This is a genomic window from Pseudomonas sp. ICMP22404, from assembly GCF_006227205.1.
GTDB lineage: Bacteria > Pseudomonadota > Gammaproteobacteria > Pseudomonadales > Pseudomonadaceae > Aquipseudomonas.
Genome location: NZ_VCNG01000009.1, coordinates 1 through 23,836, shown reverse-complemented (window position 1 = coordinate 23,836; position 23,836 = coordinate 1). Strand labels below are relative to the sequence as shown.

Below are 23,836 nucleotides of genomic sequence, written 5' to 3'. Positions count from 1 at the left end.
AATCAATGCCGACTAACGGACATCAGCAGCTCGAACGTCGTATTCCTGACCTGACGCAACTGCCCAGGCCGTTGTATGCCCGTGTCGAGAGCTTGAGCGCCGGTTCGTGGACCCAGGCCCATCGGCATGACTGGGTGCAGTTTTCCTACGCCATCAGTGGCGTTCTCGGCGTGCACACCGCCGCCGGCAGTTTCTTCGCGCCGCCGCAGTGGGGCATCTGGATCCCGGCGGACCTGGAGCATCAGGTCGTGACATCGATGCGGGCGGAAATGCGCAGCCTGTATATCCACCGCGACAGTTGCCCATGGGCCGATGATCGCTGCCGGGTGCTGGAGGTCACGCCGCTGGCCCGGGAGTTGATCAAGGCGTTTTGTCAGTGGCCGGCCGATTATCCACAGGGCGATACGCAAGAGGCACGGCTGGTGCAGGTGTTGCTGGATCAGTTGGCGTTGCTGCCGGAAGTGGGCTTCTCCCTGCCGTTGCCACGGCACGATCGGCTGCTGGGGTTGTGTAACGAGTTGATCGAACAACCTGAGCGGAACGTTACCCTGCAAATGTGGGCCGAACGAATGGGCACCTCGGAAAAAACCCTGATGCGCCTGTTCCAGCGTGAAACCGGCCTGAGCTTTCGTGCCTGGCGTCAGCGCATGCGGTTGCTGTCGTCACTGAGATTGCTGGAGGATGGCGAGAGCGTGACCGGTGCGGCGCTGTCGTGTGGGTACGATTCCACGTCGGCTTTTATCGCGGCGTTCAAGGGGATGTTCGGGGTTACGCCGGGGGAGTTGTTCAAGCCCTGAATCCGCTCACCGGGTTTCAGCCCGGCGTAAATTTTGTCGCAAATACAGACGCATCCAAATGCCAACGGCGTCGCGGCTGTCAGCTATGATTCGGCTTGGTCGATTATCGGCACAGTGTGTGCATCGAAGGTTCATAGGTCGGCAACCCCTCCCCGTGGAGGAAGGATTGCCGTATAACGGCTGTCATTCGCGTGTTTGGTCATAAAGGACCCAGAATAAAAGCTGATGAAGACTCCAAAACGCATTGAACCCCTGATCGAAGACGGTCTGGTCGACGAAGTGCTGCGCCCACTCATGAGTGGTAAAGAAGCAGCTGTTTATGTGGTGCGCAGCGGCAATGAGCTGCGTTGCGCCAAGGTCTACAAGGAGGCGAACAAGCGAAGTTTTCGTCAGGCGGCCGAGTATCAGGAAGGCCGCAAGGTCCGCAACAGTCGCCAGGCCCGCGCCATGGCGAAAGGCTCGAAGTTCGGGCGCAAGGAGACCGAGGATGCCTGGCAGAACGCCGAAGTGGCGGCGCTGTTCCGCCTGGCCAACGCGGGTGTGCGAGTGCCCAAACCGTACGACTTCCTCGAAGGCGTGCTGCTGATGGAGCTGGTGGCCGACGAGTACGGCGATGCCGCACCGCGCTTGAACGATGTGGTGCTGGAGCCGGATCAGGCCCGTGAATACCACGCGTTCCTGATCTCCCAGATCGTGCTGATGTTGTGTACCGGTCTGGTGCACGGAGACCTGTCGGAGTTCAACGTGCTGCTCACCCCGACAGGTCCGGTTATCATCGATCTGCCACAGGCCGTGGATGCGGCCGGTAACAACCATGCCTTCAGCATGCTGGAGCGGGACGTGGGCAACATGGCTTCCTACTTCGGCCGGTTTGCACCGGAGCTCAAGCGCACTCGGTATGCGAAGGAGATGTGGGCGCTATACGAGTCGGGCACCTTGCATCCGGCCAGCGTGTTGACCGGCGAGTTCGACGAGTCGGAAGAACTGGCGGATGTCGGCGGGATCATGCGCGAGATCGAGGCCGCTCGCCTCGACGAGGAACGGCGCCAGGCCGTACGCGCGGCGGACGACGCTCCCCCCGGCAAAACCGAAGAACCGCCTCCGCCCTGGATGCAATAATCGGTTGACCCGAAACCCGGCCAAGGCCGGGTTTTTTGTGAGCCCACCATGGGGCTCGGCGGTGTCGACGGACTATCGGTTTGCCACAGGCCCTGTGGGAGCGGGCTTGCCCGCGAAAGCGGCGGGTCAGTTGGCATGGATGTTGACTGTGCCGCCGTCTTCGCGAGCAGGCTCGCTCCCACCCTGATCTGGGGCTAGCACACCATCGATACTCACCACAGTCCCTTGTGGGAGCGAGCCTGCTCGCGATAGCGGTGGGTCAGCTTGCATGGATGTTGACTGTACCGCCGCCATCGCGAGCAGGCTCGCTCCCACCCTGATCTGGGGCTGGCACACCATCGATACTCACCACAGTCCCTTGTGGGAGCGAGCCTGCTCGCGATAGCGGTGGGTCAGCTTGCATGGGTGTTGACTGTGCCGCCGTCTTCGCGAGCAAGCCCGCTCCCACCCCGGATCTTGGGTGAATAGAACATCCGTGTTCACCGCCAATTCCTGTGGGAGCTGGGTGTCAGGCGTTGGCCGTTTCCTTGCAACACCCCGACGCCAGTTCCTTGAGGATCGGGCAGTCCGGGCGGTGGTCGCCGTGGCAGTGTTCCACCAGGTCCTGGAGGGTGTCGCGCAGTTCGGCCAGTTCGCGGATTTTCTGGTTCAGTTCGTCGATGTGTTGCCGGGCCAGGGCCTTGACGTCGGCGCTGGCCCGTTGCCGGTCCTGCCAGAGGGTCAGCAGCTTGCCGACCTCTTCCAGGGAAAAGCCCAGGTCCCGGGAGCGCTTGATGAAGGCCAGTGTGTGCAGGTCATCGGCGCCGTAGATCCGGTAGCCGCTGTCGGTGCGATGGGCCGCCTTGAGCAATCCGATGGATTCGTAGTAGCGGATCATCTTCGCGCTCAGCCCGCTCTGGCGCGCCGCTTGGCCGATGTTCATCGTTTGTCCTCCAGGTGCTCGGGGGTCCAGAATTTCAACAATAACGCATTGCTCACCACGCTGACGCTCGACAACGCCATGGCCGCGCCGGCCAGCACCGGGTTGAGCAGGCCGAAGGCCGCCAACGGGATGCCGATCAAGTTATAGACGAATGCCCAGAACAGATTCTGACGGATCTTGGCGTAGGTCTTGCGGCTGATGTCCAGTGCGGCCGGCACCAGTCGCGGGTCGCCGCGCATGAGGGTGATGCCGGCGGCGTGCATCGCCACGTCGGTGCCGCCACCCATGGCGATGCCGATGTCCGCGGCGGCCAGGGCCGGGGCGTCGTTGATACCGTCCCCGACCATCGCCACCACGGCGTTTTTCTTCAGTTCAAGGACAATGGCGGACTTGTCCCCTGGCAGCACTTCGGCGTGCACGTTGACGATTCCCAAGGCCTGGGACACCACCTGGGCGCTGCCCCGGTTGTCGCCAGTGAGCAAGTGGCTGGCGATGTGGCGCTCATCCAAGGCTTGCACGGTCGCGAGAGCGCCAGATTTGAGGGTGTCGCCGAAAGCGAACAGGCCCAGCACCCGCGGCGTCGCGCCTTGTTCAAGCAGCCAGGACAAGGTCCGGCCTTCAGCTTCCCAGGCCTGCGCCGATTCGGCCAGCGAACCGGCGTCCAGGTCCGACTCATCCAGCAGGCGCCGATTGCCCAGGGCCAGGCGGCGTCCATCGAAGTTGCCGGCAATGCCGCGTCCGGGCAGGGCCTGGCTGTCGCTGACATCCGGCACGTTCAGGCCATGCTCGGCGCAGGCATCCAGCACGGCTTTGGCGAGGGGGTGCTCACTGCCGCGTTGCAGGGCGCCGGCGATTTGCAACAGCCTGGCTTCGTCACCGTCCAGGGCTTTTGAATGAGCGATGCGCGGCGTGCCGGAGGTCAGGGTTCCGGTCTTGTCGAACACCACCGTATCCACTTCATGGGCGCGTTCCAGTGCCTCGGCGTCCTTGATCAGGATCCCGTGGCGCGCCGCCACGCCCGTGCCGGCCATGATCGCCGTGGGGGTCGCCAGGCCCAGGGCGCAGGGACAGGCGATCACCAGTACGGCGACGGCGTTGATCAGCGCGGTTTCCAGCGGCGCACCGTAAAGCCACCAGCCGATCAGCGTCGCCAAGGCCAGCATCAGCACCACCGGTACAAAGACCTGGCTGACTTTATCAACCAGTTTCTGGATTGGAGCCTTGGCCGCCTGGGCGTCTTCCACCAGGCGGATGATGCGCGCCAGGACTGTTTCGGCGCCGAGGGCCTGGGTACGCACCAGCAGGCGTCCTTCGCCGTTGATGGCGCCACCGGTGACCTTGTCGCCGGGCTGTTTGGGCACCGGCAGGCTCTCGCCGCTGATCAGCGCTTCGTCGGCGTGGCTCTGGCCCTCCAGCACTTCGCCGTCCACCGGAAAGCGCTCACCGGGCTTGACCAGCACCAGATCGTTTACGCGCAGGGCACTGATGGCGACATCCCTTTCCTCGCCATCGACCACCTGGGTCGCCCGCTCCGGCCGCAAGGCTTCGAGGGCGCGAATGGCGCTGGCGGTCTGGCGCTTGGCGCGGCTTTCCAGGTATTTGCCCAGCAAGACCAGGGCAATCACCACCGCCGACGCTTCGAAATACAGGTGCGGCATGCTGCCGGGGCGGGCAATGACCCATTCATACAGGCTCAAGCCGTAGCCGGCGCTGGTGCCCAGGGCCACCAGCAGGTCCATGTTGCCGGCCCCGGCCCGCACGGCTTTGAAGGCCGCGACATAGAAGCGCGCACCGAAGATGAATTGCACCGGTGTCGCGAGGGCGAACTGCGCCCAGGCCGGGAGCATCCAGTGCACACCCAGCGGTTGCAGCAGCATCGGCAGCACCAAGGGTACGGACAGCAGGATCGCCAGCGCCAGGATCAGGCGCTCACGATTCAGCTGATGGGGCTGAGTGTCATGGGGCTGCTCGGTCTGCCAGACGCTGGCTTCGTAGCCCGCGCGTTTCACCGCATCGATCAGGATTTGCGGATCGACCTGTCCGAGCAGTTCGAGGTGGGCCCGCTCATTGGCGAGGTTGACGCTGACGCGGTTAACACCGGGGATTTTGCCCAGGGCGCGTTCGACTCGACCCACGCACGAGGCGCAGGTCATCCCCCCGATGCTCAGCTCCAGGGTTTGGACAGGAACATGGTAGCCGGCTTGTTCAACGGCCTCTATCAAGGCTGGCAGGCTCTGTTCGGAGGCCTGGACTCGCGCCTGCTCGGTCGCCAGGTTCACACTGACGGCACGGGTTCCGGCGACTTTACTCAAGGCCCGCTCGACCCGTCCGGCGCAGCTGGCGCAGGTCATGCCGGCAATCGGCAGGTCGAAAGTGGTGGATTCGGACATGGGTCGGGCTCCCTGTAGTGAATGACTACAGGATCAACCTTGCCATGCTGGTAAGGTCAAGCGCCAATCCAAAAGACCTTCGCTGATCCTTGTGGGAGCGAGCCTGCTCGCGATAGCGTTTTGTCAGGCAGCACGTTATTCACTGATATACCGCTATCGCGAGCAGGCTCGCTCCCACAAGGGATCCGGGTGAGGTCAGTAACCGAGCCCTGCCTGCTTGAGGTACATCCCTTGCTCATTCATGGCGATACGGTATTTCAGGATGTCACCGGCCCTGATCGTAATCTCCTGGGAACCCGGTGCGAGCATGCCCGGATTGCAACCCGGTGCCTGGCCAGGCAACAACTTCAGGCGCAAGGAGAACTGGCCCGGAGGCAAGTTGAAGGAGGTGCTGTCTTCCTGGAAGAGCCGGGCGGTGAGCTGATCCTGGATGTAGATGCCGATCTCGCAGGACGTCGACACTTCCAGTCGTTCCCGGGAAATGATCAGCACACCGTAATCTTCGCCGGCGGCCGATGCCTGGGGGGCCATCGCTGATAAACCTAACATGCAAAACAGGCTGAACGCTGACCAGCGCATGGCCGAACCTCCGGTGTGGAATCCTTGATAGTGGCAGCTTGGCCGAGCGCGACGGCAATTGCCAGCCCGGCAGTTTTTATCAGAACTTGACCTTGCCATGATGGCAAGCTTGAAACTGCCGGCAACGTCCATTCTCAAGGAGTCACCTGATGCAAACTTTCAATGTCCAGGGTATGTCCTGTGGTCACTGCGTCAAGGCCATCACCCAGGCTGTACAGACCAGGGATCCGGCCGCCGATGTACAGATCGACCTGGGCGCCAAGACCGTCCGGGTCCAGAGTTCGTTGCCGGCCAACACCCTGATCGAGGTTATCCAGGAAGAAGGCTACGAGGTCAGCCCCACTTGAATATTTTTAATCGTTAGCGACCTATCGGAATGTTCAAGAGCGCCCGGCAGGGCTAGACTGTCGGGCTGCTGACTGATGCCCGACGGACGCCCGATGAACCTTCGTACGATTCTGATTCTTGGCGCCTTGAGCGCTTTCGGTCCCTTGGCGATCGACTTCTACCTGCCTGCCTTCCCGGCCATGGCAACCGCCTTCGGCACGGACGAAAAACATATCCAACTGACCCTGGCCGCCTATTTCCTCGGGCTGTCCATCGGGCAGCTGGCCTACGGGCCGGTGGCGGATCGCTTCGGGCGACGGATTCCACTGCTGGTCGGGGTCGGCTTGTTCACCCTGGCCTCCCTGGCCTGCGCCTACGCGCCGAGCCTTGAATGGCTGATCGGCGCACGCTTCGTACAGGCCCTGGGTGGATGTGCCGGGATGGTGATTTCCCGGGCCGTGGTCAGCGACAAATGCGATGCGGTAGGGTCGGCCAAGGTGTTCTCGCAGTTGATGCTGGTGATGGGCCTGGCGCCGATTCTCGCGCCGATGCTTGGCGGGTTGCTGGTGAACCTGTATGGCTGGCAATCGATTTTCATCGCCCTGACCCTGTTCAGCGCCATGGCGGCAACGGCCGTGGCCCTGTGGCTGCCCGAGAGCCTGCCGGCCCACGTACCTCGACCACCGCTGTCGGGGGCGTTGCGCCAGTACGGCAGGCTGCTGACCGACTCGGTTTTCCTGGGACATGCCCTGACGGGCGGGATTGCCATCGCCGGGATGTTCGCTTACATCGCCGGCTCGCCTTTCGTGTTCATCAAGCTTTATGGCGTACCGGCCGAACACTTCGGCTGGCTGTTCGGTACCAACGCGGCTGGCTTCATCCTGGTGGCGCAGGTCAACGCGCGGTTGTTGTCCAAGCGTGGCCCGGCTTTCCTGCTGAGCCGTGCAGTGTGGGTCTATTTCACGGCGGGGTTGTGCCTCCTGGCCGTCAGCGCCTTGCACCCCGAACGTCTATGGCCATTGCTGATTCCATTGTTCATCTGCATCGCCAGCCTGGGCTGCATTCTTCCCAACGCGTCCGCCTGCGCCATGAACGGGCAGGGTGCCCGGGCCGGCAGTGCCTCGGCGATGCTGGGAAGCCTGCAGTTTTCCGTGGCCGCCGGGGCCGCCGCGCTGGTGGCGGCATTGCATGACGGCACCGCGGTGCCCATGGCGATGGTCATCAGCCTGTGCGGACTGTTGGTGGTGAGCGCAGCCATGCTGACCCGCCGCCTGCAAAATGCCCGGGCGCTGGCACAAGCCAGCCGCCAGGGCTGATTCAGCAGGCCGCGCGTTGTTGCTGTTCGGGGAAGTGGTGCGGCGCATGGATGCGCGCTTGCAGCGTGGTAGCGAAGGCTTTGGCTTCGGCCTCGGTGCGGAAGGTGACGGCGTGCTGGTCAAGACGCACTTGCCATTGGGATTTTGCCACTTCTTTTATCAGGATCTTCATTGCTGACCTCCTCACGTAAAAGATTGCGTTGCAAAGGCCTCGAGTGTAGACCGGAATGCGATCGCAATTGTGACAATGGTCAACTCTCGGACTGACGGTCCGATCTTTTTTCAGTAACCGTTGTGGCGAGGGGATAAATCCCCTCGCCACAGGCTATCTCTTGAGGCTGAGTGCCAGGTCAGAAACCTTCGAGCACGATCTTGCCCTTGGCCGTCCCACTTTCCAGCAGCGCGTGAGCCCGGCGCAGGTTCTCGGCGTTGATGGTGCCGAAATGCTCGCCAACGGTGGTCTTCAAGGTGCCGGCGTCAATCAGTTCGGCAACCCGGTTGAGCAGGTTGTGTTGCTCGATCATGTCGGCCGTCTCGAACAGCGAGCGGGTGTACATGAACTCCCAATGCAAGGACAGGCTCTTGCGCTTGAGCTTGGTCACGTCCAGGGACTTGGGATCATCGATCAGTGCCAGTTTGCCTTGGGGCGCCAGGGCCTCGACCAACTGATCCAGGTGCTGGTCGGTCTGGGTCAGGCTGGCGACGTGAGTGACCTGGGGCTGGCCTGCTTCCTTCATGACCACGCTCAGTGGTCGGCTGTGGTCGATCACCAGGTCGGCGCCCAGGCTTCGCACCCAATCCTGCGTCTGCGGACGGGAAGCGGTGCCGATGACTTTCAGCGCGGTGAGCTGGCTGGCCAATTGGGTCAGGATCGAGCCTACACCGCCGGCGGCGCCGACGATCAACAGGCTCTGGTCCGAAGCGTCCTGGCTTTCCTGGATCTGCAGCCGCTCGAACAACAGCTCCCAGGCGGTAATGGCGGTCAGTGGTAATGCGGCCGCTTCGGCGAAACCGAGGGTCTTGGGCATGTGGCCGACAATGCGCTCATCCACGACATGCAGTTCGCTGTTGCCACCCGCGCGCGCAATGGAGCCGGCATAGAACACCTTGTCACCGGCCTTGAACAGGGAGACTTCGCTGCCCACTGCCTTGACCACGCCGGCCACGTCCCAACCCAGCACTTTGGCTGCGCCGCCTTCGGGCTGGACGTTCTGACGGACCTTGGTGTCTACCGGGTTGACCGAAATGGCTTTGACTTCTACCAACAGGTCGCGCGGACCGGCGACGGGCTCCGGTAATTCGACATCCTGCAGCGATTGCGGGTCGGTGATCGGCAAGGAGTGGTAGTAGGCGATGGCTTTCATGAAACGGGCTCCGTGAGGTGAGTTCGATGGCATCCATGTTTAGCTATTTATCACCGCGATAAAACCCGCTAAAAGAACAGGCTCTTTCAATATTTTTTTGTTAATGGAGTCGCCATGCTTCGATTCGATGACCTGCAGCTGTTTGTCCGGGCGGCAGATCTGGGCAGTCTTTCTGCCGCTGCCAGGGTCATGGATCTGTCGGCGGCGGTGGCCAGTGCCGCGTTGAAACGGATCGAGCAGCACCTCGGTGCCCGCCTGCTGGCGCGCTCCACCCGCAGTCTGCGCCTGACCGCCGAGGGGGAAGGCTTTCTCGAATATGCCCGGGCGGCGTTGGGCAGTCTGGATGAGGGGCGACGGCTGTTGACCCGCGGGCAGGACCAGGTCAGCGGTGTCTTGCAGTTGTCCGCGCCGTCGGACCTGGGACGCAACCTGCTGCTGCCCTGGCTGGATGACTTCCAGCGCGAGCACCCCCGGCTTACGGTGCGGCTGTTGTTGGGCGACCGCATTGCCGACTTGTTCAAGCAGCCGGTGGATATCGCGCTGCGTTACGGCGATCCGGAGGATTCGAGCCTGGTGGCCTTGCCTGTCGCGGCGGACAACCGTCGGGTGCTGTGTGCCTCGCCGGATTATCTGGCCCGTCATGGAGAACCCCATCAGCTTGAGCAACTGACTCAACACAATTGCCTGTTGTACATGCTCGGCACCCGGGTTCATGACCGCTGGTGCTTTCATGACGGCAAGCGGGAAGTGAGCCTCACCGTCAGCGGTGACCGCTTCAGTGACGATGCCGATGTGGTGCGGCGCTGGGCAGTGGCCGGTGCTGGAATTGCCTACAAGTCGTGGATGGACGTGTCGACCGATGTGCTGGCCGGACGTTTGAAGATCCTTTTGCCGCACCTGCACTGCGAGCGAGCGCCGCTCAATCTGTTGTGCGCTCATCGGGCGCAGTTGAGCAAGCCCGTCAAGCTGTTGCGGGAGATGCTCCAGGCCCGTTGTGGTGAATTGACGGCGCAATTTCCGCTCTCGACGGCAGTCGGCCAATAGTCGCGGGTAAATAGAGAATTTTCCCTCACGAACAATCGCCTCCAAAGGTTTCCGGAGGACAGGAAAGCTTGATCTGCACGCTTATACTAGCGGCCGCCTGAATCGGCGCGGCATCGCGTACGGCTGCAAGACCGGCTTGAAGCCCACTGTCCCGTCGATGCATCGATGCCGCCCGTTCCGGTGGTCGAGCCGCTTTTGGGCGGCGCCTCATGACGGGTGACTATGCCCAAGAGCAGTAGACGAATGATTCAACAGGGAGTGAATACATGGAACATGCACCTTGCATCAGCCAGATCGCCACGCTGCTGGCCGACCCCAAGCGCAGCTCAATGATGTGGGCCTTGATGGACGGCACGGCCCGGCAGGCTGAAGAACTGGCCTTGCTGGCCGGGTTGTCGCCATCCTCGGCCAGCGCCCATCTGGGACGCCTGTCCGCCGGTGGCCTGTTGAAAGTGGAAGCCAGGGGGCGCAAGCGGTTTTTCCGTCTTGCCGCGCCGGAGATCGGCGCGGCTGTCGAAGCGCTGGCCAGCGCGACCCTGGCCAGTGCACCACGGCAGATTCCGGATGTCTTCAAGCGCGGCGTCATATCGAACAAGGCGCCGTCGGCCCCCGCCTCGTTGTTGCGAGCCCGGCTCTGCGACGATCACCTGGGCGGCACCCTGGCGGCCGATCTGTACCAGCGCCTGTTGGACGCCGGGTGGATCGAACAATGCGAGCAGCGGGTGATCGTCACCCACAAAGGCGCAAGCCAGTTGGCCGGGCGAGGGTTGTTTATCCAGGCCCTGGCCCATCGCAATGCCCGCATCGCCTGCGCGTGCCCGGATTGGAGCGAGCGCCGCCCGCACCTGGGGGGCGCGCTGGGGGCTGCCTTGCTGCAACTGTTCATGCAGTCTGGCTGGCTGAACCTGCCCAACGACTCGCGGGCCTTGCAGGTAACCGTGCTCGGCCAGCAGGAAATCCATCGATTCGCCCGGCAGGATTCATTGGAAATGGCGCTCTAGGCCTGTCGACAGGTCGCATTCAGCAATAGCCACCCGCAAGGTTCGCGCACACTCGCCCGAGAAACTATCGGACTGGGGGGATGCAACATGGACAATCACGGGTACAGCGCGGCCGAACGCCTGGAGCGGCTGCCCATCAGCGGCTATCACCGGGTCATCTTCATCATTATCGCCCTGGCGTTCTTCTTCGACTCCATGGACCTGGCGATGATGACGTTCCTGCTCGGCTCGATCAAAACCGAGTTTGGCCTGAGCACGGCCCAGGCAGGTTTGCTGGCCAGCTCCAGCTTTTTCGGCATGGTGGTGGGCGCTTCGCTGTCGGGCATGCTGGCGGATCGGTTCGGACGTAAACCGGTGTTCCAATGGAGCATCGTGCTGTGGGGGATCGCCAGTTATCTGTGTTCGACGGCCCAGGACGTCGAGACACTGACGCTGTTTCGCATCCTGCTGGGTATCGGCATGGGCATGGAGTTTCCGATTGCCCAGTCGATGCTTTCGGAACTGATCCCGGCCAAGCGTCGGGGCCGTTACATCGCCTTGATGGACGGGTTCTGGCCGCTGGGCTTCGTCGCGGCGGGCGTGCTCTCGTATTTCCTGCTGCCGGTGGTTGGCTGGCGCGACATCTTCCTGGTCCTGGCGGTGCCGGCGGTGTTTGTCCTGGCGATTCGTTTCTTTATCCCCGAGTCACCGCGTTGGCTGGAGCAGGCCGGGAGGAATGACGAGGCGGATGCCGTGCTGCGCCGGATCGAAGACAAGGTCCGGGCCTCGCTGGGAAGCCAGCACCTGCCGGAGCCGGTTCGCCTGCCGAGGCTGGCGACTACGCCGGGCACGTTCTTTTCGGCGCTGGGACAGATCTGGTCGCCGTTGTATCGCCAACGCACGATGATGATCTGGAGCGTCTGGTTCTTTGCCTTGCTCGGCTTCTACGGGCTGACGTCCTGGCTCAGCGCGTTGTTGCAGCAGTCGGGGTTTGCCGTGACCCAGTCGGTCTATTACACCGTGCTGATTTCCCTGGGCGGGATTCCCGGTTTCCTGATGGCTGCCTGGCTGGTGGAGCGCTGGGGCCGTAAGCCGGTGTGTGTCATCACCCTGTTGGGTGGCGGCGCGATGGCCTTTCTATATGGGCAGAGCGCGGTGTTCGGCGGCAACGTCGGGCTGCTGATCGGTAGCGGATTGCTGATGCAGTTTTTCCTCTTCGGCATGTGGGCGGTGCTCTACACCTACACACCGGAGCTGTATCCCACCTCGGCACGGGCAACGGGTTCGGGTTTCGCCTCGGCGATTGGTCGCATCGGTTCGTTGCTGGGGCCTCTGGTGACCGGGCTGGTATTTCCCATCACCGGGCAAGGCGGCGTGTTTGGCCTGGGCGCACTGTGCTTCGCGGTGGCGGCTGGCGTGGTCTGGTTGTTTGGGATGGAGACGCGGGGCAAGACGCTGGAGGAGTTGAGCGAAGGCGTGGGCGGTTAAACACCATCCCCTTGTGGGAGCGAGCCTGCTCGCGATAGCGGTGGGTCGGTGGACACTTGTCTCACTGACATACCGAAATCGCGAGCAGGCTCGCTCCCACAGGGATAGTTGATGAAAGCTAAGGCTTCACCAACCGCGCATCCAGGCTGTTCTGGGCCAAGCGTTTGGCCTGGTCCTGGGTCATGCCCAGGTGGGTGTGCAGGGCGTGGAAGTTTTCGGTGACGTAGCCGCCGAAGTACGCCGGGTCGTCGGAGTTCACCGTCACCTTCACACCGCGTTCGAGCATGTCGAGGATGTTGTGCTGCGACATGTCGTCGAACACGCACAGCTTGATGTTGGACAACGGGCATACCGTCAACGGGATCTGCTCGTCGATGATCCGCTGCATCAGTCGCTCGTCTTCGATGGCCCGGACACCGTGATCGATGCGCTGGATCTTCAGCAGGTCCAGGGCTTCCCAGATGTATTCGGGTGGACCTTCTTCGCCGGCGTGGGCGACGGTCAGGAAACCTTCGTTGCGGGCCCGGTCGAACACCCGCTGGAACTTGCTGGGCGGATGGCCCATTTCCGAACTGTCCAGGCCGACGGCGACAAAGGCATCGCGGAACGGCAGCGCCTGGTCGAGGGTTTTCTCGGCCTGTTCTTCGCTCAGGTGGCGCAGGAAGCTCAGGATCAGGCCGCTGGTGATGCCCAGTTGCTGTTCTCCGTCCTTGAGGGCGGCGGCGATGCCGTTGAGGACCACTTCGAATGCAATGCCGCGGTCGGTGTGAGTCTGAGGGTCGAAGAACGGTTCGGTGTGGATCACGTTCTGCGCCTTGCAACGCAACAGGTAGGCCCAGGTCAGGTCGTAGAAATCCTGGGAGGTGCGCAACACGTCGGCGCCCTGGTAATACAGGTCGAGGAATTCCTGCAGATTGTTGAAGGCGTAGGCCTTGCGCAAGGTGTCGACGTCGTTCCACGGCAGGGCGATTTTGTTGCGCTCGGCCAGGGCGAACAGCAGCTCGGGCTCCAGCGAACCTTCCAGGTGCAGGTGCAGTTCTGCCTTGGGCAGGGCGTTCAGCCAGTCGTACATGTGCTTTTCTCATCAGTGAATCGATGGTGGGCATTCTACAGGGGCTGACCGCAATGTCTGGAAAAACCTGACCGGCCGATCCACTGTGGAAGCAGAACCGGCCCGCGAAGAGCCCTGGGCCGATCCATAAGGGGACGTCACAGCAGACGAAACGTTCACGGCCCTCTACAGTCTAGTAGGTCATACCCCCGTGCACGGTTATAGGCCTGTGATGTTCACATTGATCAAGCAAGAAAAGCTGCTGGTGCTGGCCCTGCTCGCCGCCGTAGTCGCCTACCCGCTGGAGCACTGGCTGTTGGGCAGTGGGCAGGTCGTGGCGTTGGTCGGTGGCTTGCTGCTGATTGGCTTCATCGTCGCGGCCTCGATGCGCGTGGCTCATCACGCCGAGTTGCTGGCGGAAAAAGTCGGCGATCCTTACGGCACGATGATCCTGACCCTGTCGGCAGTGTTGGTCGAGGTGGTGATCCTGGCGATCATGATGAGCAACGAAGCATCGCCGACCCTGGTGCGCGATACGATCTATTCGGCGGTGATGCTCGACATCAATGGCATTCTCGGGCTTGCCGCGCTGATGGGCGGGCTCAAACATGGCGAGCAGGTCTACAACGATGATTCGGCGCGCAGCTACAGCGTGATGATCCTCACCGCCATGGGCGTATCGATGGTGGTGCCGGAGTTCATTCCCCAGGAACACTGGAAGCAATATTCGGCGTTCACCATTGGCGCGATGCTCGTGCTGTATACGCTGTTCCTGCGTATGCAGGTGGGTCCCCACAGTTACTTCTTCAGCTACAGCTATCCGGAAAAACGTCGCCGTAAAGAGTCGGTGGAGACCGAGCCGAAGCCCATCAGCCTGGCGTTTTCCATCGGTGCGCTGGTGTTTGGCGTGGTAGTGATCGGCGCGCTGGCTGAAGTCATGTCCAAGGCCATCGACCTGGGGCTGGAGGGCTCGGGAGCGCCGCCGGTGGTCACGGCCATCCTGGTGGCGGCCATCTCCGCGGCACCGGAAATTCTCACCGCCCTGCGCGCCGCCCTCGCCAATCGCATGCAGTCGGTGGTGAACATCGCGCTGGGGGCGTCGCTGTCGACGGTGATCCTGACGGTGCCGGTGATGGAAGCCATGGCGCTTTACACCGGCCAGCCTTTCCAGATGGCCATGACGCCGGTGCAGACGGTGATGATCTTCATCACCCTGATCGTCAGCGCGATCAATCTCAATGACGGCGAGACCAATGCCATTGAAGGCATGACCCACTTCGTGCTGTTTGCGACGTTTATCATGTTGTCGCTGCTCGGCCTTTAGAAGCGCATCGCGGGCAAGCCTTGCTTCCACAGATGTGTCCTGATACCCGTGGGAGCAAGGCTTGCCCGCGATAGCATCCGATCAGACGCCCGCGATCAATTCCCGCGCCGCCTGGCTGTGATTGGCAATCAGCCCCTTCAAATCCAAGCCTTCGATCTGACCATCGATCACCCGCCACTGCCCAGCGACCATCACCCGATCCGCTCGATCCGCGCCACACAACAACAGTGCTGAAACCGGATCGTGGCTGCCGGAGAAGCGCAGCTCATCGAGCTTGAACAGCGCCAGATCGGCCTGTTTGCCGACTGCCAACTCGCCGATATCGCTGCGCCCAAGCAATGTTGCCGAGCCCTGAGTTGCCCAGCCCAGTACCCGTTCCGGTGTGATCGCTTGCGCGCCATAGTGCAGGCGTTGGATGTACAGCGCCTGGCGGGTTTCGAGGATCATGTTCGAGGCATCGTTGGAGGCCGAGCCGTCCACGCCGAGGCCCAGCGGGGCACCGGCGGCAGTCAGTTCGAGGGTGGGGCAAATGCCCGAGGCCAGGCGCATGTTGGAGCTTGGGCAATGACAGATACCGGTGCCGGCAGCGCCGAGGCGGGCGATCTCCTCGGGGTTGAAGTGAATGCCGTGGGCCAGCCAGGTACGCGGACCGAGCCAGCCGACGCTGTCCAGGTAGTCCACGGTGCGCAAGCCGAAGCGTTGCAGGCAGAAATCTTCTTCGTCGAGGGTTTCGGCCAGGTGGGTGTGCAGGCGGACGTCCAGTTGATTTGCCAGCGCGGCGCTGGCCTGCATGATTTCGGGGGTGACCGAAAACGGCGAGCAGGGCGCCAGGGCTATCTGGATCTGCGCACCGTCGCCGCGTTCATGGTAGCGGTCGATCAACCGCTGGCTATCGTCGAGAATCACCTGGCCTTGCTGCACGGTCTGCTGTGGCGGTAGGCCGCCGTCGGCTTCGCCCAGGCTCATGGAGCCGCGGGTCAGCATCGCTCGCATGCCCAGTTCGCGCACACTTTGTACCTGCACATCGATGGCATCTTCCAGGCCTTCGGGAAACAGGTAATGGTGATCGGCCGCCGTGGTGCAGCCCGACAGGAGCAGTTCGGCCAAGGCCACTTTGGTCGCCAGGGCGAGTTTCTCCGGCGTCAGCCGCGCCCACACCGGATAGAGGGTTTTCAGCCACGGGAACAGCGGTTGGTTCACCACTGGTGCCCAGGCTCGGGTCAGGGTCTGATAGAAGTGGTGATGGGTATTGATCAGCCCGGGAAGAATTACATGCTCACGGGCGTCGAAGACGTGGTCACAAGGTTGGGCGGGGCGCTGGCCGATGCTCAGCAGCTCGGCAATGACGCCATCCTGCAGCACCAGACCGCCACGGGCGTCGAGACCGTTGGCAGTAAAAATGGCGAGGGGGTTTTTTAACCAGGTACGGGTCGCAGGCATGGTGGCCGGCTCCTCTGAAAGTGGGTTCAGGTTAGCCAGCTCAGTGATGCCCTGTCTGCTGATCCAGGGTCGCCGTGGGGGGCGAGGTGCAGAGTTTACTCAGGTTGCGGCGCACATATCCAGTGCTCCAATTGAGTTCAAATGTGGGAGCGAGCCTGCTCGCGAAGGCGATGTATCAGTCGACAGGGCGGTTGAATGACACTCCGCTTTCGCGAGCAGGCTCGCTCCCACAGGTTGTGCGTGGAATTACCAGGGAATCGTCTCACCCTTGTAGTTGACGAAGTGATGGCCACCCCGGCCGGCAAAGGCATTGACCTGGTCGATCAAGCCGCGGGTACTGGTTTCGACATCGATGTCCGCTCCTTCACCCCCCATGTCGGTCTTCACCCAGCCCGGATGCAGCGACAGGACGGTCAATGTCTGGTCGCCCAGTTGGGTGACGAAGCTGTTGGTCATGGAATTGAGGGCCGCCTTGCTTGCCTTGTACAGCGCCAGTTCCGGCGCGTCGGGCATGGTCACGCTGCCCAGCACCGAACTCATGAACGCCAGGACGCCGCTGCCGTCGCGGATCTGCCCGACGAATCGCTGAGCCAGGTTGATCGGCGCCACCGCGTTGGTGAAGAACAACTGGCCGACCTCGGCCAGGGTCGCGCCGTCGGGAGCCTGGTTATCGGGGCCTTTGACACCGGCGTTGACGAATAACAGGTCGAAGGTTTCGCCCTTGAGTTGTTGGCTCAAGGCAATGACGGCTTGCTGGTCGCCCATGTCGAGTTTCTCGATCCGTACCGGGCCCAGCGCCTTCAATGCCTCTGCGTTCTGCAAGTTGCGCACGGTGGCGATCACGTTCCAGCCATCGCTCAGCAATGTCTTCACCAGGCCAAGGCCCAAGCCCCGGGAGGCGCCGATGATCAATGCGTTTTTTGCCGAATTCATGGAAGGTATCCTTGAAAGAAGGGTCACGGATTTAATGGACAGCGTCGCCCGAGCCGTTGTTTCAGCTCATGACGCAACGCGTCGAGCTCGGTCATGCGGGTTTCGATCAGGTTCAGTTTGTTCAGCAGCAGCTGAGCCACGGCGTGGTCCGGGTCGGGTGCCTGCTGCACGGAGGCGACACTGCTGCCGATCTCGCCGAGGGTAAAGCCCAGGCGTTGGGCTGTCTTGATATAGAGCACCAGTTGCACCATGTCTTCGGGGTAGTCGCGATACCCATTGGCGCTGCGTCCCGCCGCAATCAGCCCGAGCTGCTCATAGAAGCGCAGCGTGTCGCGGCTGACGGCACAGGCCTGGGCTAGTTCACCGATCCGCATGGCAATCTCCAGAAAGCTTGACCTTGGAGCATACCCCAGGCTTTAGTCTTTTTGCTCCTTGATTAGATGGAGCAATGCCTATGTGGACTTCACCGCAATATCGTCGCGTGGTGCTCGGTAGCGCCTGGTACGACCTGATCGTAACCGCAGCGTTTGCCACACCATGGAGTTTCGCCGCCCTGCACGGCTGGTTGCTGGGTGTGACCCAAATGCTCGACCTGCCTGGCGAGCTGCCAACGTTTGCGCCTATGCATCTGTTGATGGCCAATCTGCTGGGCTCGATCGTTTGCATATGGGCGGTGCTGCGGATTCGGGATCCGCGCCCCCTGTATGGGCGGTATGACGCGGCAGGGCGGTTCCTGTTTGCGTCCTGGATGTTTTACGCGCTGCTGCACGGCGCCAGTGCGCTGGTGTGGATATTTCTGTTCCTCGAGCTGGTGTGGGGTGTTGTCCAACTGCTACCCGTGCGTGGCGAGAACACGGGTTCAAGCTGGAAGCGTGAGCAGTCGTTAACGAATGGTTAAAAAATGAACAAGCGCCTGGGAGCCATGCTCTCCTTGGGGTCGCGTGAGCCATGAACGGGTTATCCACAGCTTGCTCCACAGTTATTGTGCGCAAGCCGCAAACTCGGGCATAAGCGCGGGGCGACTTTCTTCCAAAGGTGATAACTCGCTGCAAGCGTTTGTTTTGCTGGCTTATTTAGCCGACAGGCGAGGCTTTGGACGAAAAATGAGCAACCCCCGCAAAGCCGCATGACAGAAGGGTTACAGGCGGATGTGCTCAGGTTATCCACAGCCGGGTGCACAGCAGGTGTGGGCAAATAAAGGTTAACGCTCCAGCAGGATCCGGCCGCGACTCAAATCGGCCAGTTGCTTTTGCAGCGTATCGATCTGACCTTCACCCACCGCCAACTGCAATTCCACGCCGTTGGCGGTAAACCCTTCCGTATTGACCAGGCCACCGCACTCGGCAACCCGCAGTTTCACCAGGGGCAGTTCCGCGAACCCGCAAGTGCAATGCAGGGGCACGCGACTGATCAGTTCCAGCTTCTCGGCACTTTGCAGGCACTTGTTCGCACCACCGCCATAGGCCCGGGCCAGTCCGCCGGTCCCTAGCTGGATACCGCCATACCAGCGGATCACCAGCACTACGACCTGGTCACAGGCTTGGGCTTCAATGGCCGCCAGGATCGGGCGTCCGGCGGTGCCCCCCGGTTCGCCATCGTCGTTGCTGCGGTATTGATCGCCCAGCTTCCAGGCCCAGCAGTTGTGCGTGGCGTTCAGGTCGCTGTGCTGTTCGATAAAGGCCTGGGCATCGGCGGGGCTGGTGATGGGGGCGGCGAAGGTGATGAAGCGGCTTTTACGAATTTCTTCGCGGTATTCGCAAAAGCCAACGAGAGTAAAAGGCATGAGCGTCTTAGAGGGTGGGTGTCAGGCCGCAGCCTTTGAGAATAATGCGGATCAGGTTGTCGCCAGCATCGATCATGTCTTGCTTGCTCAATTTGCTGCGACCGGTCACGCGGCAGATCTGGGTGGCGAAGTCGGCGTAATGCTGGGTGCTGCCCCAGAGCAGGAAGATCAGGTGCACGGGGTCGATCGGGTCCATCTTGCCAGCGTCGATCCAGGCCTGGAACACCGCCGCGCGGCCGTTGAACCAGGCGCGGTAGTCCTGGTTGAAGTACTCGGTCAGGCACTCGCCGCCACTGATCACTTCCATGGCGAAGATCCGCGACGCCTGGGGTTGGCGACGGGAAAACTCCATCTTGGCGCGGATATAGCGAGTCAACGCCTCGGCCGGGTCATCCTCGGCGGTGAGGGTGTTGAAGGTGCTGTCCCACAACTCGATGATGTTGCTCAGCACCGCCACGTATAGCCCGAGCTTGTTGGTGAAGTAATAGTGCAGGTTCGCCTTGGGCAGCCCGGCGTTCAGTGCGATGGTATTCATGCTGGTGCCTTTGAATCCGTGACGAGCGAATTCATCTTCAGCAGCCTTGAGGATGGTCTCTTCGTTCTTCTGACGAATGCGGCCAGTGGGCTTGCCACCGTGTGCTGGGACTTCAAAGGTCATGGACGTTTCCGGGCTGGGTCTGTGGGCAAGCAAATGCGTTGATAGCGCACCGGCACCGATCCGACAAGTGCTGTTGCCACAAAAGGCGAATGCATTAGCGGGTCGCGGCCAGACTCTCGAGAAAACTCTCCAGCACCAGATGAGGACGACGGCCCTTGCGCGTTACCGAAGCCAGGCTCAGGTCATAGAATCGCGTCGTGGGTTTCAGGGCTCGTAGTCGGCCTTGCTGGACCCAGAGGTTGGCGTAGTGATCCGGCAGGTAGCCGATGTAGCGACCGGTGAGAATCAGGAATGCCATGCCTTCGCGGTCCGATGCACTGGCGGTGCAGTTGAGCGCCTGGTAATGGGCCTGGATGTCGACCGGCAGGCGAAAGGTGGGGGCGATGGCGTCCTGGCTGTTGAGGCGGGTTTCGTCGAGCTGCAAGTCGTCCACATAAAACAGGGGATGTCCGACCGCGCAATACAACAATGAACGTTCGCTGTAGAGCGGCTGGTACTCCAGCCCGGAAAGGGCGCTGGCCTGAGGGACCACGCCGACGTGCAGGCGGCCGTCGAGAACACCTTGTTCGACTTCATTGGGAGCGATCATGCGAATCTGGATTTGCACGTCGGGCCCGCGCTCCTTCAATTGAGCCAGGGCATGGGTGATGCGCATGTGGGGGAGAGTGACGAGATTGTCGGTCAGGCCGATGTTCAGTTCGCCGCGCAAGTGTTGATGCAGGCCGTTGACCTCGGTGCGAAAACTTTCCAGCGCGCTGAGCAGTTGCAGGGCCGACTGATAGACCTCACGACCTTCTTCCGTCAGTGAGAACCCCGCGCGTCCACGCTGACACAGACGCAGGCCCAGGCGCTGTTCAAGATCGCTCATCTGTTGGCTGATGGCCGAGCGACCGATGCCCAGCACCGTTTCCGCCGCGGAGAATCCCCCACATTCCACTACGCTACGAAAGATGCGCAGCAGACGAATATCGAAGTCGCTGACCTGGGCCAGTGGATCGGGGCGGCGAGCACTCATAGTTTAGTGGTCCACTGACTGAAGGTTAGAAAAGTTGGATTTCACCGACTTTATCGTCGTGGCAACTTAGCCGCAACTAGGCTTTTCGCCCCGATACCGTTCATATCTTGCGAGGTTTTGTCGATGAACATGCCCGAACACGCGGCCAGTTCCCTGGCCAGTCAGCTCAAGCTCGATGCCCACTGGATGCCGTACACCGCCAACCGCAACTTCCAGCGCGACCCGCGTCTGATCGTCGGTGCCGAAGGCAGTTGGTTGATCGATGAACACGGACGCAAGGTGTATGACTCGCTGTCGGGGCTGTGGACCTGCGGAGCCGGGCACACTCGCAAGGAAATCCAGGACGCGGTCGCCAAACAGCTGGGCACCCTCGATTATTCGCCGGGCTTCCAGTATGGCCATCCGCTGTCGTTCCAACTGGCGGAAAAAATCACCAGCCTGACGCCAGGCAACCTCAATCATGTGTTCTTCACCGACTCCGGTTCCGAGTGCGCCGATACGGCGGTGAAGATGGTGCGCGCCTACTGGCGTCTCAAGGGCCAGGCCACCAAGACCAAAATGATCGGCCGTGCTCGCGGCTACCATGGCGTGAACATCGCCGGGACCAGCCTGGGCGGCGTGAGTGGCAACCGAAAACTGTTCGGCCAGGCGATGGCGGACGTCGATCACCTGCCTCATACCTTGTTGGCGAGCAATGCCTATTCCCGTGGCATGCCGAAGGAAGGTGGCATTGCCTTGGCCGACGAGTTGCTGAAGCTGATCGAACTGCACGACGCTTCCAACATCGCGGCCGTCTTCGTTGAGCCGATGGCCGGGTCCGCCGGGGTGCTGGTTCCGCCTGAGGGCTATCTCAAGCGCCTGCGGCAGATTTGCGACCAGCACAATATCCTGCTGGTATTCGACGAAGTAATCACCGGTTTCGGCCGCACGGGTTCGATGTTCGGTGCAGACAGTTTCGGCGTGACACCTGATTTGATGTGCATCGCCAAGCAAGTTACCAACGGTGCGATTCCCATGGGGGCGGTCATTGCCAGCACCGAGATCTACCAGACCTTCATGAACCAGCCGACGCCTGAGTACGCGGTGGAATTTCCTCACGGCTATACCTATTCGGCGCACCCGGTGGCGTGCGCGGCGGGGCTGGCGGCGCTGGATCTGCTGCAGAAGGAAAACCTGGTGCAGAGCGTGGCCGAAGTCGCGCCACATTTCGAGAAGGTTCTGCATGGGATCAAAGGCGCGAAGAACGTGATCGACATCCGCAACTTTGGCCTGGCCGGCGCGATCCAGATCGCACCGCGAGACGGCGATGCGATCGTCCGTCCGTTCGAGGCCGGCATGGCGTTGTGGAAGGCCGGATTCTATGTGCGCTTCGGTGGCGACACGCTGCAGTTCGGACCAACGTTCAACAGCAAGCCACAGGATCTGGATCGTCTGTTCGACGCGGTCGGTGAAGTGTTGAACAAGCTCGACTGACTGCCTCCCTATCACCTTCAACGACAGGCGTCCGGTCGCGGGCGCCTGTGGATAAAAATTCTGGAGTCCCCATGAGTCTCATCCCGCATCTGATCAATGGCGAACTGATAAGCGACAACACGCGTACGGCGGACGTTTTCAATCCATCCACTGGCCAGGCCATCCACAAGGTGTCGCTGGCCGATCGCGCGACCGTGCAACAGGCCATCGATGCCGCCACCGCAGCGTTCCCGGCCTGGCGCAAGACACCGGCGGCCAAGCGTGCCCAGGTGATGTTTCGTTTCAAACAGTTGCTGGAGCAGAACGAGTCGCGTATTGCGCAAATGATCAGCGAGGAGCACGGCAAGACCCTGGAGGATGCCGCCGGTGAGCTCAAACGGGGTATCGAGAACGTCGAGTTCGCCTGTGCGGCTCCGGAAGTTCTGAAGGGTGAATACAGCCGCAACGTAGGGCCGAACATCGATGCCTGGTCGGATTTCCAGCCGTTGGGCGTCGTGGCGGGTATTACCCCGTTCAACTTCCCGGCGATGGTTCCACTGTGGATGTATCCGCTGGCGATCGTTTGCGGCAACTGCTTCATTCTCAAGCCATCCGAGCGTGACCCGAGCTCGACACTGCTGATTGCACAATTGCTGCTGGAAGCCGGATTGCCCGAGGGCGTGTTGAGTGTCGTGCATGGTGACAAGGTTGCCGTGGATGCGCTGATCGAGGCGCCGGAAGTGAAGGCGCTGAGTTTTGTCGGCTCGACACCGATTGCCGAATACATCTACGCCGAGGGGACCCGTCGCGGTAAACGCGTCCAGGCATTGGGCGGGGCGAAGAACCATGCGGTGCTGATGCCGGATGCCGATCTGGACAACGCAGTCAACGCGTTGATGGGGGCGGCCTATGGTTCATGCGGCGAACGTTGCATGGCGATTTCGGTGGCTGTCTGTGTGGGCGATCAGGTAGCGGATGCGCTGGTAGCCAAGCTGGTGCCGCAGATCCAGGCGTTGAAAATCGGTGCCGGTACTTCTTGCGGTCTGGACATGGGGCCGTTGGTGACCGGTCAGCATCGCGACAAGGTCAGCGGCTATATAGAAGACGGTGTTTCGGCGGGTGCTTCGCTGGTAGTCGATGGCCGTGGCTTGAGCGTGGCGGGTCACGAAGACGGTTTCTTCCTGGGGGGTTGCCTGTTCGATCGTGTGACGCCGCAGATGCGCATCTATAAAGAAGAGATCTTTGGCCCAGTACTGTGCATTGTCCGGGTCAACAGCCTGGAGGAGGCCATGCAACTGATCAACGATCACGAGTATGGCAACGGCACCTGCATCTTCACCCGCGATGGCGAAGCGGCGCGCTTGTTCTGCGATGAGATTGAAGTGGGCATGGTGGGCGTCAACGTACCGCTGCCTGTACCTGTGGCTTATCACAGCTTTGGCGGTTGGAAGCGTTCGTTGTTTGGCGACCTGCACGCCTACGGCCCGGATGGCGTGCGCTTCTATACCCGTCGCAAGGCCATTACCCAGCGCTGGCCACAACGCGCCAGCCATGAAGCTTCGCAGTTCGCGTTTCCCAGTTTGTAATGGATAAACAAAGAGGCCGGCGCTTAAGCGCCGGCCTCTTTGTTTATGGGGTTTTTTGACCGATATGACAGAAACATGAAAATAGGTGTTGACGGCAGATTCTGAGTCTCTATAATTCGCCCCACTTCCGGCGCAGTCGAAACGGAAAACTCCTTGAGTTTCAATGAGTTAGACGATTTAAGGTGGCGCAGGGCTTCAGTTCATCGAAGTCCGGAAGGAGTTGGCAGGGCGTGTTGTTTGGTCCCGTTGACGGTTCGATCTTCTCGGT

General features: G+C 61.5%; 23 protein-coding genes. 11 read left to right on the top strand and 12 right to left on the bottom strand.

Features of this window, described 5'->3' with window-relative positions; all coding sequences use genetic code 11:
* Window positions 1–5: 5 nt before the first annotated feature.
* Both FGE05_RS16540 and FGE05_RS16535 read left to right on the top strand, forming a co-directional pair.
* Complete coding sequence (locus FGE05_RS16540) at window positions 6–797, top strand: helix-turn-helix domain-containing protein (protein WP_139646598.1); 792 nt, start codon at window positions 6–8, stop codon at window positions 795–797.
* A gap of 225 nt (window positions 798–1,022) precedes the next feature.
* Window positions 1,023–1,916, top strand: a complete 894-nt coding sequence (locus FGE05_RS16535) for a PA4780 family RIO1-like protein kinase (protein WP_139646596.1) — start codon at window positions 1,023–1,025, stop codon at window positions 1,914–1,916.
* A 508-nt stretch (window positions 1,917–2,424) separates the two neighbouring features.
* Here FGE05_RS16535 and cueR read toward each other — a convergent pair.
* The 3 genes from cueR to FGE05_RS16515 form a co-directional block, all read right to left on the bottom strand.
* A complete protein-coding gene (cueR, locus tag FGE05_RS16525) occupies window positions 2,425–2,838 on the bottom strand; it encodes a Cu(I)-responsive transcriptional regulator (RefSeq protein ID WP_139646594.1) in 414 nt (137 codons plus the stop codon).
* On the bottom strand, window positions 2,835–5,228 hold the full coding sequence (locus FGE05_RS16520; protein ID WP_139646592.1) for a heavy metal translocating P-type ATPase: 2,394 nt from the start codon (window positions 5,226–5,228) through the stop codon (window positions 2,835–2,837). Before FGE05_RS16520 ends, cueR begins: the two co-directional genes overlap by 4 nt.
* Window positions 5,229–5,423: 195 nt before the next feature.
* Window positions 5,424–5,807 (bottom strand): hypothetical protein, encoded by a 384-nt coding sequence (locus FGE05_RS16515; RefSeq protein ID WP_139646590.1) that lies wholly within the window; start codon window positions 5,805–5,807, stop codon window positions 5,424–5,426.
* A gap of 149 nt (window positions 5,808–5,956) precedes the next feature.
* Between FGE05_RS16515 and FGE05_RS16510 the strand changes: the two genes are divergently transcribed.
* Window positions 5,957–6,154: a heavy-metal-associated domain-containing protein gene (locus FGE05_RS16510; RefSeq protein ID WP_139646588.1), complete on the top strand. Its 198-nt coding sequence runs from the start codon at window positions 5,957–5,959 to the stop codon at window positions 6,152–6,154.
* 93 nt (window positions 6,155–6,247) lie between these two features.
* Window positions 6,248–7,450: a multidrug effflux MFS transporter gene (locus FGE05_RS16505; RefSeq protein WP_139646585.1), complete on the top strand. Its 1,203-nt coding sequence runs from the start codon at window positions 6,248–6,250 to the stop codon at window positions 7,448–7,450.
* Between the two features lies 1 nt (window position 7,451).
* On the opposite strand, the gene FGE05_RS29870 is transcribed toward FGE05_RS16505, so the two are convergent.
* Both FGE05_RS29870 and FGE05_RS16500 read right to left on the bottom strand, forming a co-directional pair.
* Window positions 7,452–7,622: a hypothetical protein gene (locus FGE05_RS29870; RefSeq protein ID WP_167355722.1), complete on the bottom strand. Its 171-nt coding sequence runs from the start codon at window positions 7,620–7,622 to the stop codon at window positions 7,452–7,454.
* Window positions 7,623–7,800: 178 nt separating this feature from the next.
* A complete protein-coding gene (locus FGE05_RS16500; protein ID WP_139646583.1) occupies window positions 7,801–8,814 on the bottom strand; it encodes a zinc-binding alcohol dehydrogenase family protein in 1,014 nt (337 codons plus the stop codon).
* 114 nt (window positions 8,815–8,928) lie between these two features.
* On the opposite strand from FGE05_RS16500, the gene FGE05_RS16495 reads away from it, so the two are divergent.
* The 3 genes from FGE05_RS16495 (at window position 8,929) to FGE05_RS16485 (ending at window position 12,326) form a co-directional block, all read left to right on the top strand.
* A complete protein-coding gene (locus FGE05_RS16495; RefSeq protein WP_139646581.1) occupies window positions 8,929–9,858 on the top strand; it encodes a LysR family transcriptional regulator in 930 nt (309 codons plus the stop codon).
* Window positions 9,859–10,124: 266 nt separating this feature from the next.
* Window positions 10,125–10,859: a helix-turn-helix transcriptional regulator gene (locus FGE05_RS16490; RefSeq protein WP_139646578.1), complete on the top strand. Its 735-nt coding sequence runs from the start codon at window positions 10,125–10,127 to the stop codon at window positions 10,857–10,859.
* Between the two features lie 87 nt (window positions 10,860–10,946).
* The gene (locus FGE05_RS16485) at window positions 10,947–12,326 is read left to right on the top strand and encodes an MFS transporter (RefSeq protein WP_139646576.1); all 1,380 of its coding nucleotides are present in this window, start codon (window positions 10,947–10,949) and stop codon (window positions 12,324–12,326) included.
* 118 nt (window positions 12,327–12,444) lie between these two features.
* Here FGE05_RS16485 and FGE05_RS16480 read toward each other — a convergent pair whose 3' ends face one another.
* Window positions 12,445–13,398 carry an adenosine deaminase gene (locus FGE05_RS16480; RefSeq protein ID WP_139646574.1) on the bottom strand — a complete coding sequence of 318 codons (954 nt, stop codon included), beginning with the start codon at window positions 13,396–13,398 and terminating at the stop codon, window positions 12,445–12,447.
* A 211-nt stretch (window positions 13,399–13,609) separates the two neighbouring features.
* Between FGE05_RS16480 and FGE05_RS16475 the strand changes: the two genes are divergently transcribed.
* Complete coding sequence (locus FGE05_RS16475) at window positions 13,610–14,701, top strand: calcium:proton antiporter (RefSeq protein WP_139646572.1); 1,092 nt, start codon at window positions 13,610–13,612, stop codon at window positions 14,699–14,701.
* Window positions 14,702–14,782: 81 nt separating this feature from the next.
* Here the strand turns inward: FGE05_RS16475 and FGE05_RS16470 are convergent, their stop codons facing one another.
* The 3 genes from FGE05_RS16470 to FGE05_RS16455 all read right to left on the bottom strand — a co-directional run bounded on the left by FGE05_RS16470 (window position 14,783) and on the right by FGE05_RS16455 (window position 17,448).
* Complete coding sequence (locus FGE05_RS16470) at window positions 14,783–16,141, bottom strand: 8-oxoguanine deaminase (protein ID WP_139646570.1); 1,359 nt, start codon at window positions 16,139–16,141, stop codon at window positions 14,783–14,785.
* A 246-nt stretch (window positions 16,142–16,387) separates the two neighbouring features.
* Window positions 16,388–17,074 carry an SDR family oxidoreductase gene (locus FGE05_RS16460; protein WP_139646566.1) on the bottom strand — a complete coding sequence of 229 codons (687 nt, stop codon included), beginning with the start codon at window positions 17,072–17,074 and terminating at the stop codon, window positions 16,388–16,390.
* Between the two features lie 23 nt (window positions 17,075–17,097).
* Entirely contained in the window at window positions 17,098–17,448 is a 351-nt protein-coding gene (locus FGE05_RS16455; RefSeq protein WP_139646564.1) for a MerR family transcriptional regulator, read from the bottom strand.
* A gap of 80 nt (window positions 17,449–17,528) precedes the next feature.
* On the opposite strand from FGE05_RS16455, the gene FGE05_RS16450 reads away from it, so the two are divergent.
* Entirely contained in the window at window positions 17,529–17,972 is a 444-nt protein-coding gene (locus FGE05_RS16450) for a hypothetical protein (RefSeq protein ID WP_139646562.1), read from the top strand.
* Window positions 17,973–18,275: 303 nt separating this feature from the next.
* Here the strand turns inward: FGE05_RS16450 and FGE05_RS16445 are convergent, their stop codons facing one another.
* The 3 genes from FGE05_RS16445 to FGE05_RS16435 all read right to left on the bottom strand — a co-directional run bounded on the left by FGE05_RS16445 (window position 18,276) and on the right by FGE05_RS16435 (window position 20,530).
* Complete coding sequence (locus FGE05_RS16445; protein ID WP_139646559.1) at window positions 18,276–18,857, bottom strand: YigZ family protein; 582 nt, start codon at window positions 18,855–18,857, stop codon at window positions 18,276–18,278.
* A 7-nt stretch (window positions 18,858–18,864) separates the two neighbouring features.
* Window positions 18,865–19,515, bottom strand: a complete 651-nt coding sequence (locus tag FGE05_RS16440) for a TetR/AcrR family transcriptional regulator (RefSeq protein WP_139646558.1) — start codon at window positions 19,513–19,515, stop codon at window positions 18,865–18,867.
* 94 nt (window positions 19,516–19,609) lie between these two features.
* The gene (locus FGE05_RS16435) at window positions 19,610–20,530 is read right to left on the bottom strand and encodes a LysR family transcriptional regulator (RefSeq protein WP_139646556.1); all 921 of its coding nucleotides are present in this window, start codon (window positions 20,528–20,530) and stop codon (window positions 19,610–19,612) included.
* Between the two features lie 123 nt (window positions 20,531–20,653).
* Between FGE05_RS16435 and FGE05_RS16430 the strand changes: the two genes are divergently transcribed.
* Window positions 20,654–22,003: an aspartate aminotransferase family protein gene (locus FGE05_RS16430; RefSeq protein ID WP_139646555.1), complete on the top strand. Its 1,350-nt coding sequence runs from the start codon at window positions 20,654–20,656 to the stop codon at window positions 22,001–22,003.
* A gap of 71 nt (window positions 22,004–22,074) precedes the next feature.
* Window positions 22,075–23,568, top strand: coding sequence for a CoA-acylating methylmalonate-semialdehyde dehydrogenase (locus FGE05_RS16425; protein ID WP_024779065.1), 1,494 nt, complete (start codon window positions 22,075–22,077; stop codon window positions 23,566–23,568).
* The last annotated feature ends 268 nt before the right edge of the window (window positions 23,569–23,836 follow it).

What these genes read in the sequence shown, in the direction of transcription:
- FGE05_RS16540 (WP_139646598.1), top strand. Translation starts at nt 6, where the DNA reads ATGCCGACTAACGGACATCAGCAGCTCGAACGTCGTATTCCTGACCTG.
- FGE05_RS16535 (WP_139646596.1), top strand. Translation starts at nt 1,023, where the DNA reads ATGAAGACTCCAAAACGCATTGAACCCCTGATCGAAGACGGTCTGGTC.
- cueR (WP_139646594.1), bottom strand. Translation starts at nt 2,838, where the DNA reads ATGAACATCGGCCAAGCGGCGCGCCAGAGCGGGCTGAGCGCGAAGATG.
- FGE05_RS16520 (WP_139646592.1), bottom strand. Translation starts at nt 5,228, where the DNA reads ATGTCCGAATCCACCACTTTCGACCTGCCGATTGCCGGCATGACCTGC.
- FGE05_RS16515 (WP_139646590.1), bottom strand. Translation starts at nt 5,807, where the DNA reads ATGCGCTGGTCAGCGTTCAGCCTGTTTTGCATGTTAGGTTTATCAGCG.
- FGE05_RS16510 (WP_139646588.1), top strand. Translation starts at nt 5,957, where the DNA reads ATGCAAACTTTCAATGTCCAGGGTATGTCCTGTGGTCACTGCGTCAAG.
- FGE05_RS16505 (WP_139646585.1), top strand. Translation starts at nt 6,248, where the DNA reads ATGAACCTTCGTACGATTCTGATTCTTGGCGCCTTGAGCGCTTTCGGT.
- FGE05_RS29870 (WP_167355722.1), bottom strand. Translation starts at nt 7,622, where the DNA reads ATGAAGATCCTGATAAAAGAAGTGGCAAAATCCCAATGGCAAGTGCGT.
- FGE05_RS16500 (WP_139646583.1), bottom strand. Translation starts at nt 8,814, where the DNA reads ATGAAAGCCATCGCCTACTACCACTCCTTGCCGATCACCGACCCGCAA.
- FGE05_RS16495 (WP_139646581.1), top strand. Translation starts at nt 8,929, where the DNA reads ATGCTTCGATTCGATGACCTGCAGCTGTTTGTCCGGGCGGCAGATCTG.
- FGE05_RS16490 (WP_139646578.1), top strand. Translation starts at nt 10,125, where the DNA reads ATGGAACATGCACCTTGCATCAGCCAGATCGCCACGCTGCTGGCCGAC.
- FGE05_RS16485 (WP_139646576.1), top strand. Translation starts at nt 10,947, where the DNA reads ATGGACAATCACGGGTACAGCGCGGCCGAACGCCTGGAGCGGCTGCCC.
- FGE05_RS16480 (WP_139646574.1), bottom strand. Translation starts at nt 13,398, where the DNA reads ATGTACGACTGGCTGAACGCCCTGCCCAAGGCAGAACTGCACCTGCAC.
- FGE05_RS16475 (WP_139646572.1), top strand. Translation starts at nt 13,610, where the DNA reads ATGTTCACATTGATCAAGCAAGAAAAGCTGCTGGTGCTGGCCCTGCTC.
- FGE05_RS16470 (WP_139646570.1), bottom strand. Translation starts at nt 16,141, where the DNA reads ATGCCTGCGACCCGTACCTGGTTAAAAAACCCCCTCGCCATTTTTACT.
- FGE05_RS16460 (WP_139646566.1), bottom strand. Translation starts at nt 17,074, where the DNA reads ATGAATTCGGCAAAAAACGCATTGATCATCGGCGCCTCCCGGGGCTTG.
- FGE05_RS16455 (WP_139646564.1), bottom strand. Translation starts at nt 17,448, where the DNA reads ATGCGGATCGGTGAACTAGCCCAGGCCTGTGCCGTCAGCCGCGACACG.
- FGE05_RS16450 (WP_139646562.1), top strand. Translation starts at nt 17,529, where the DNA reads ATGTGGACTTCACCGCAATATCGTCGCGTGGTGCTCGGTAGCGCCTGG.
- FGE05_RS16445 (WP_139646559.1), bottom strand. Translation starts at nt 18,857, where the DNA reads ATGCCTTTTACTCTCGTTGGCTTTTGCGAATACCGCGAAGAAATTCGT.
- FGE05_RS16440 (WP_139646558.1), bottom strand. Translation starts at nt 19,515, where the DNA reads ATGACCTTTGAAGTCCCAGCACACGGTGGCAAGCCCACTGGCCGCATT.
- FGE05_RS16435 (WP_139646556.1), bottom strand. Translation starts at nt 20,530, where the DNA reads ATGAGTGCTCGCCGCCCCGATCCACTGGCCCAGGTCAGCGACTTCGAT.
- FGE05_RS16430 (WP_139646555.1), top strand. Translation starts at nt 20,654, where the DNA reads ATGAACATGCCCGAACACGCGGCCAGTTCCCTGGCCAGTCAGCTCAAG.
- FGE05_RS16425 (WP_024779065.1), top strand. Translation starts at nt 22,075, where the DNA reads ATGAGTCTCATCCCGCATCTGATCAATGGCGAACTGATAAGCGACAAC.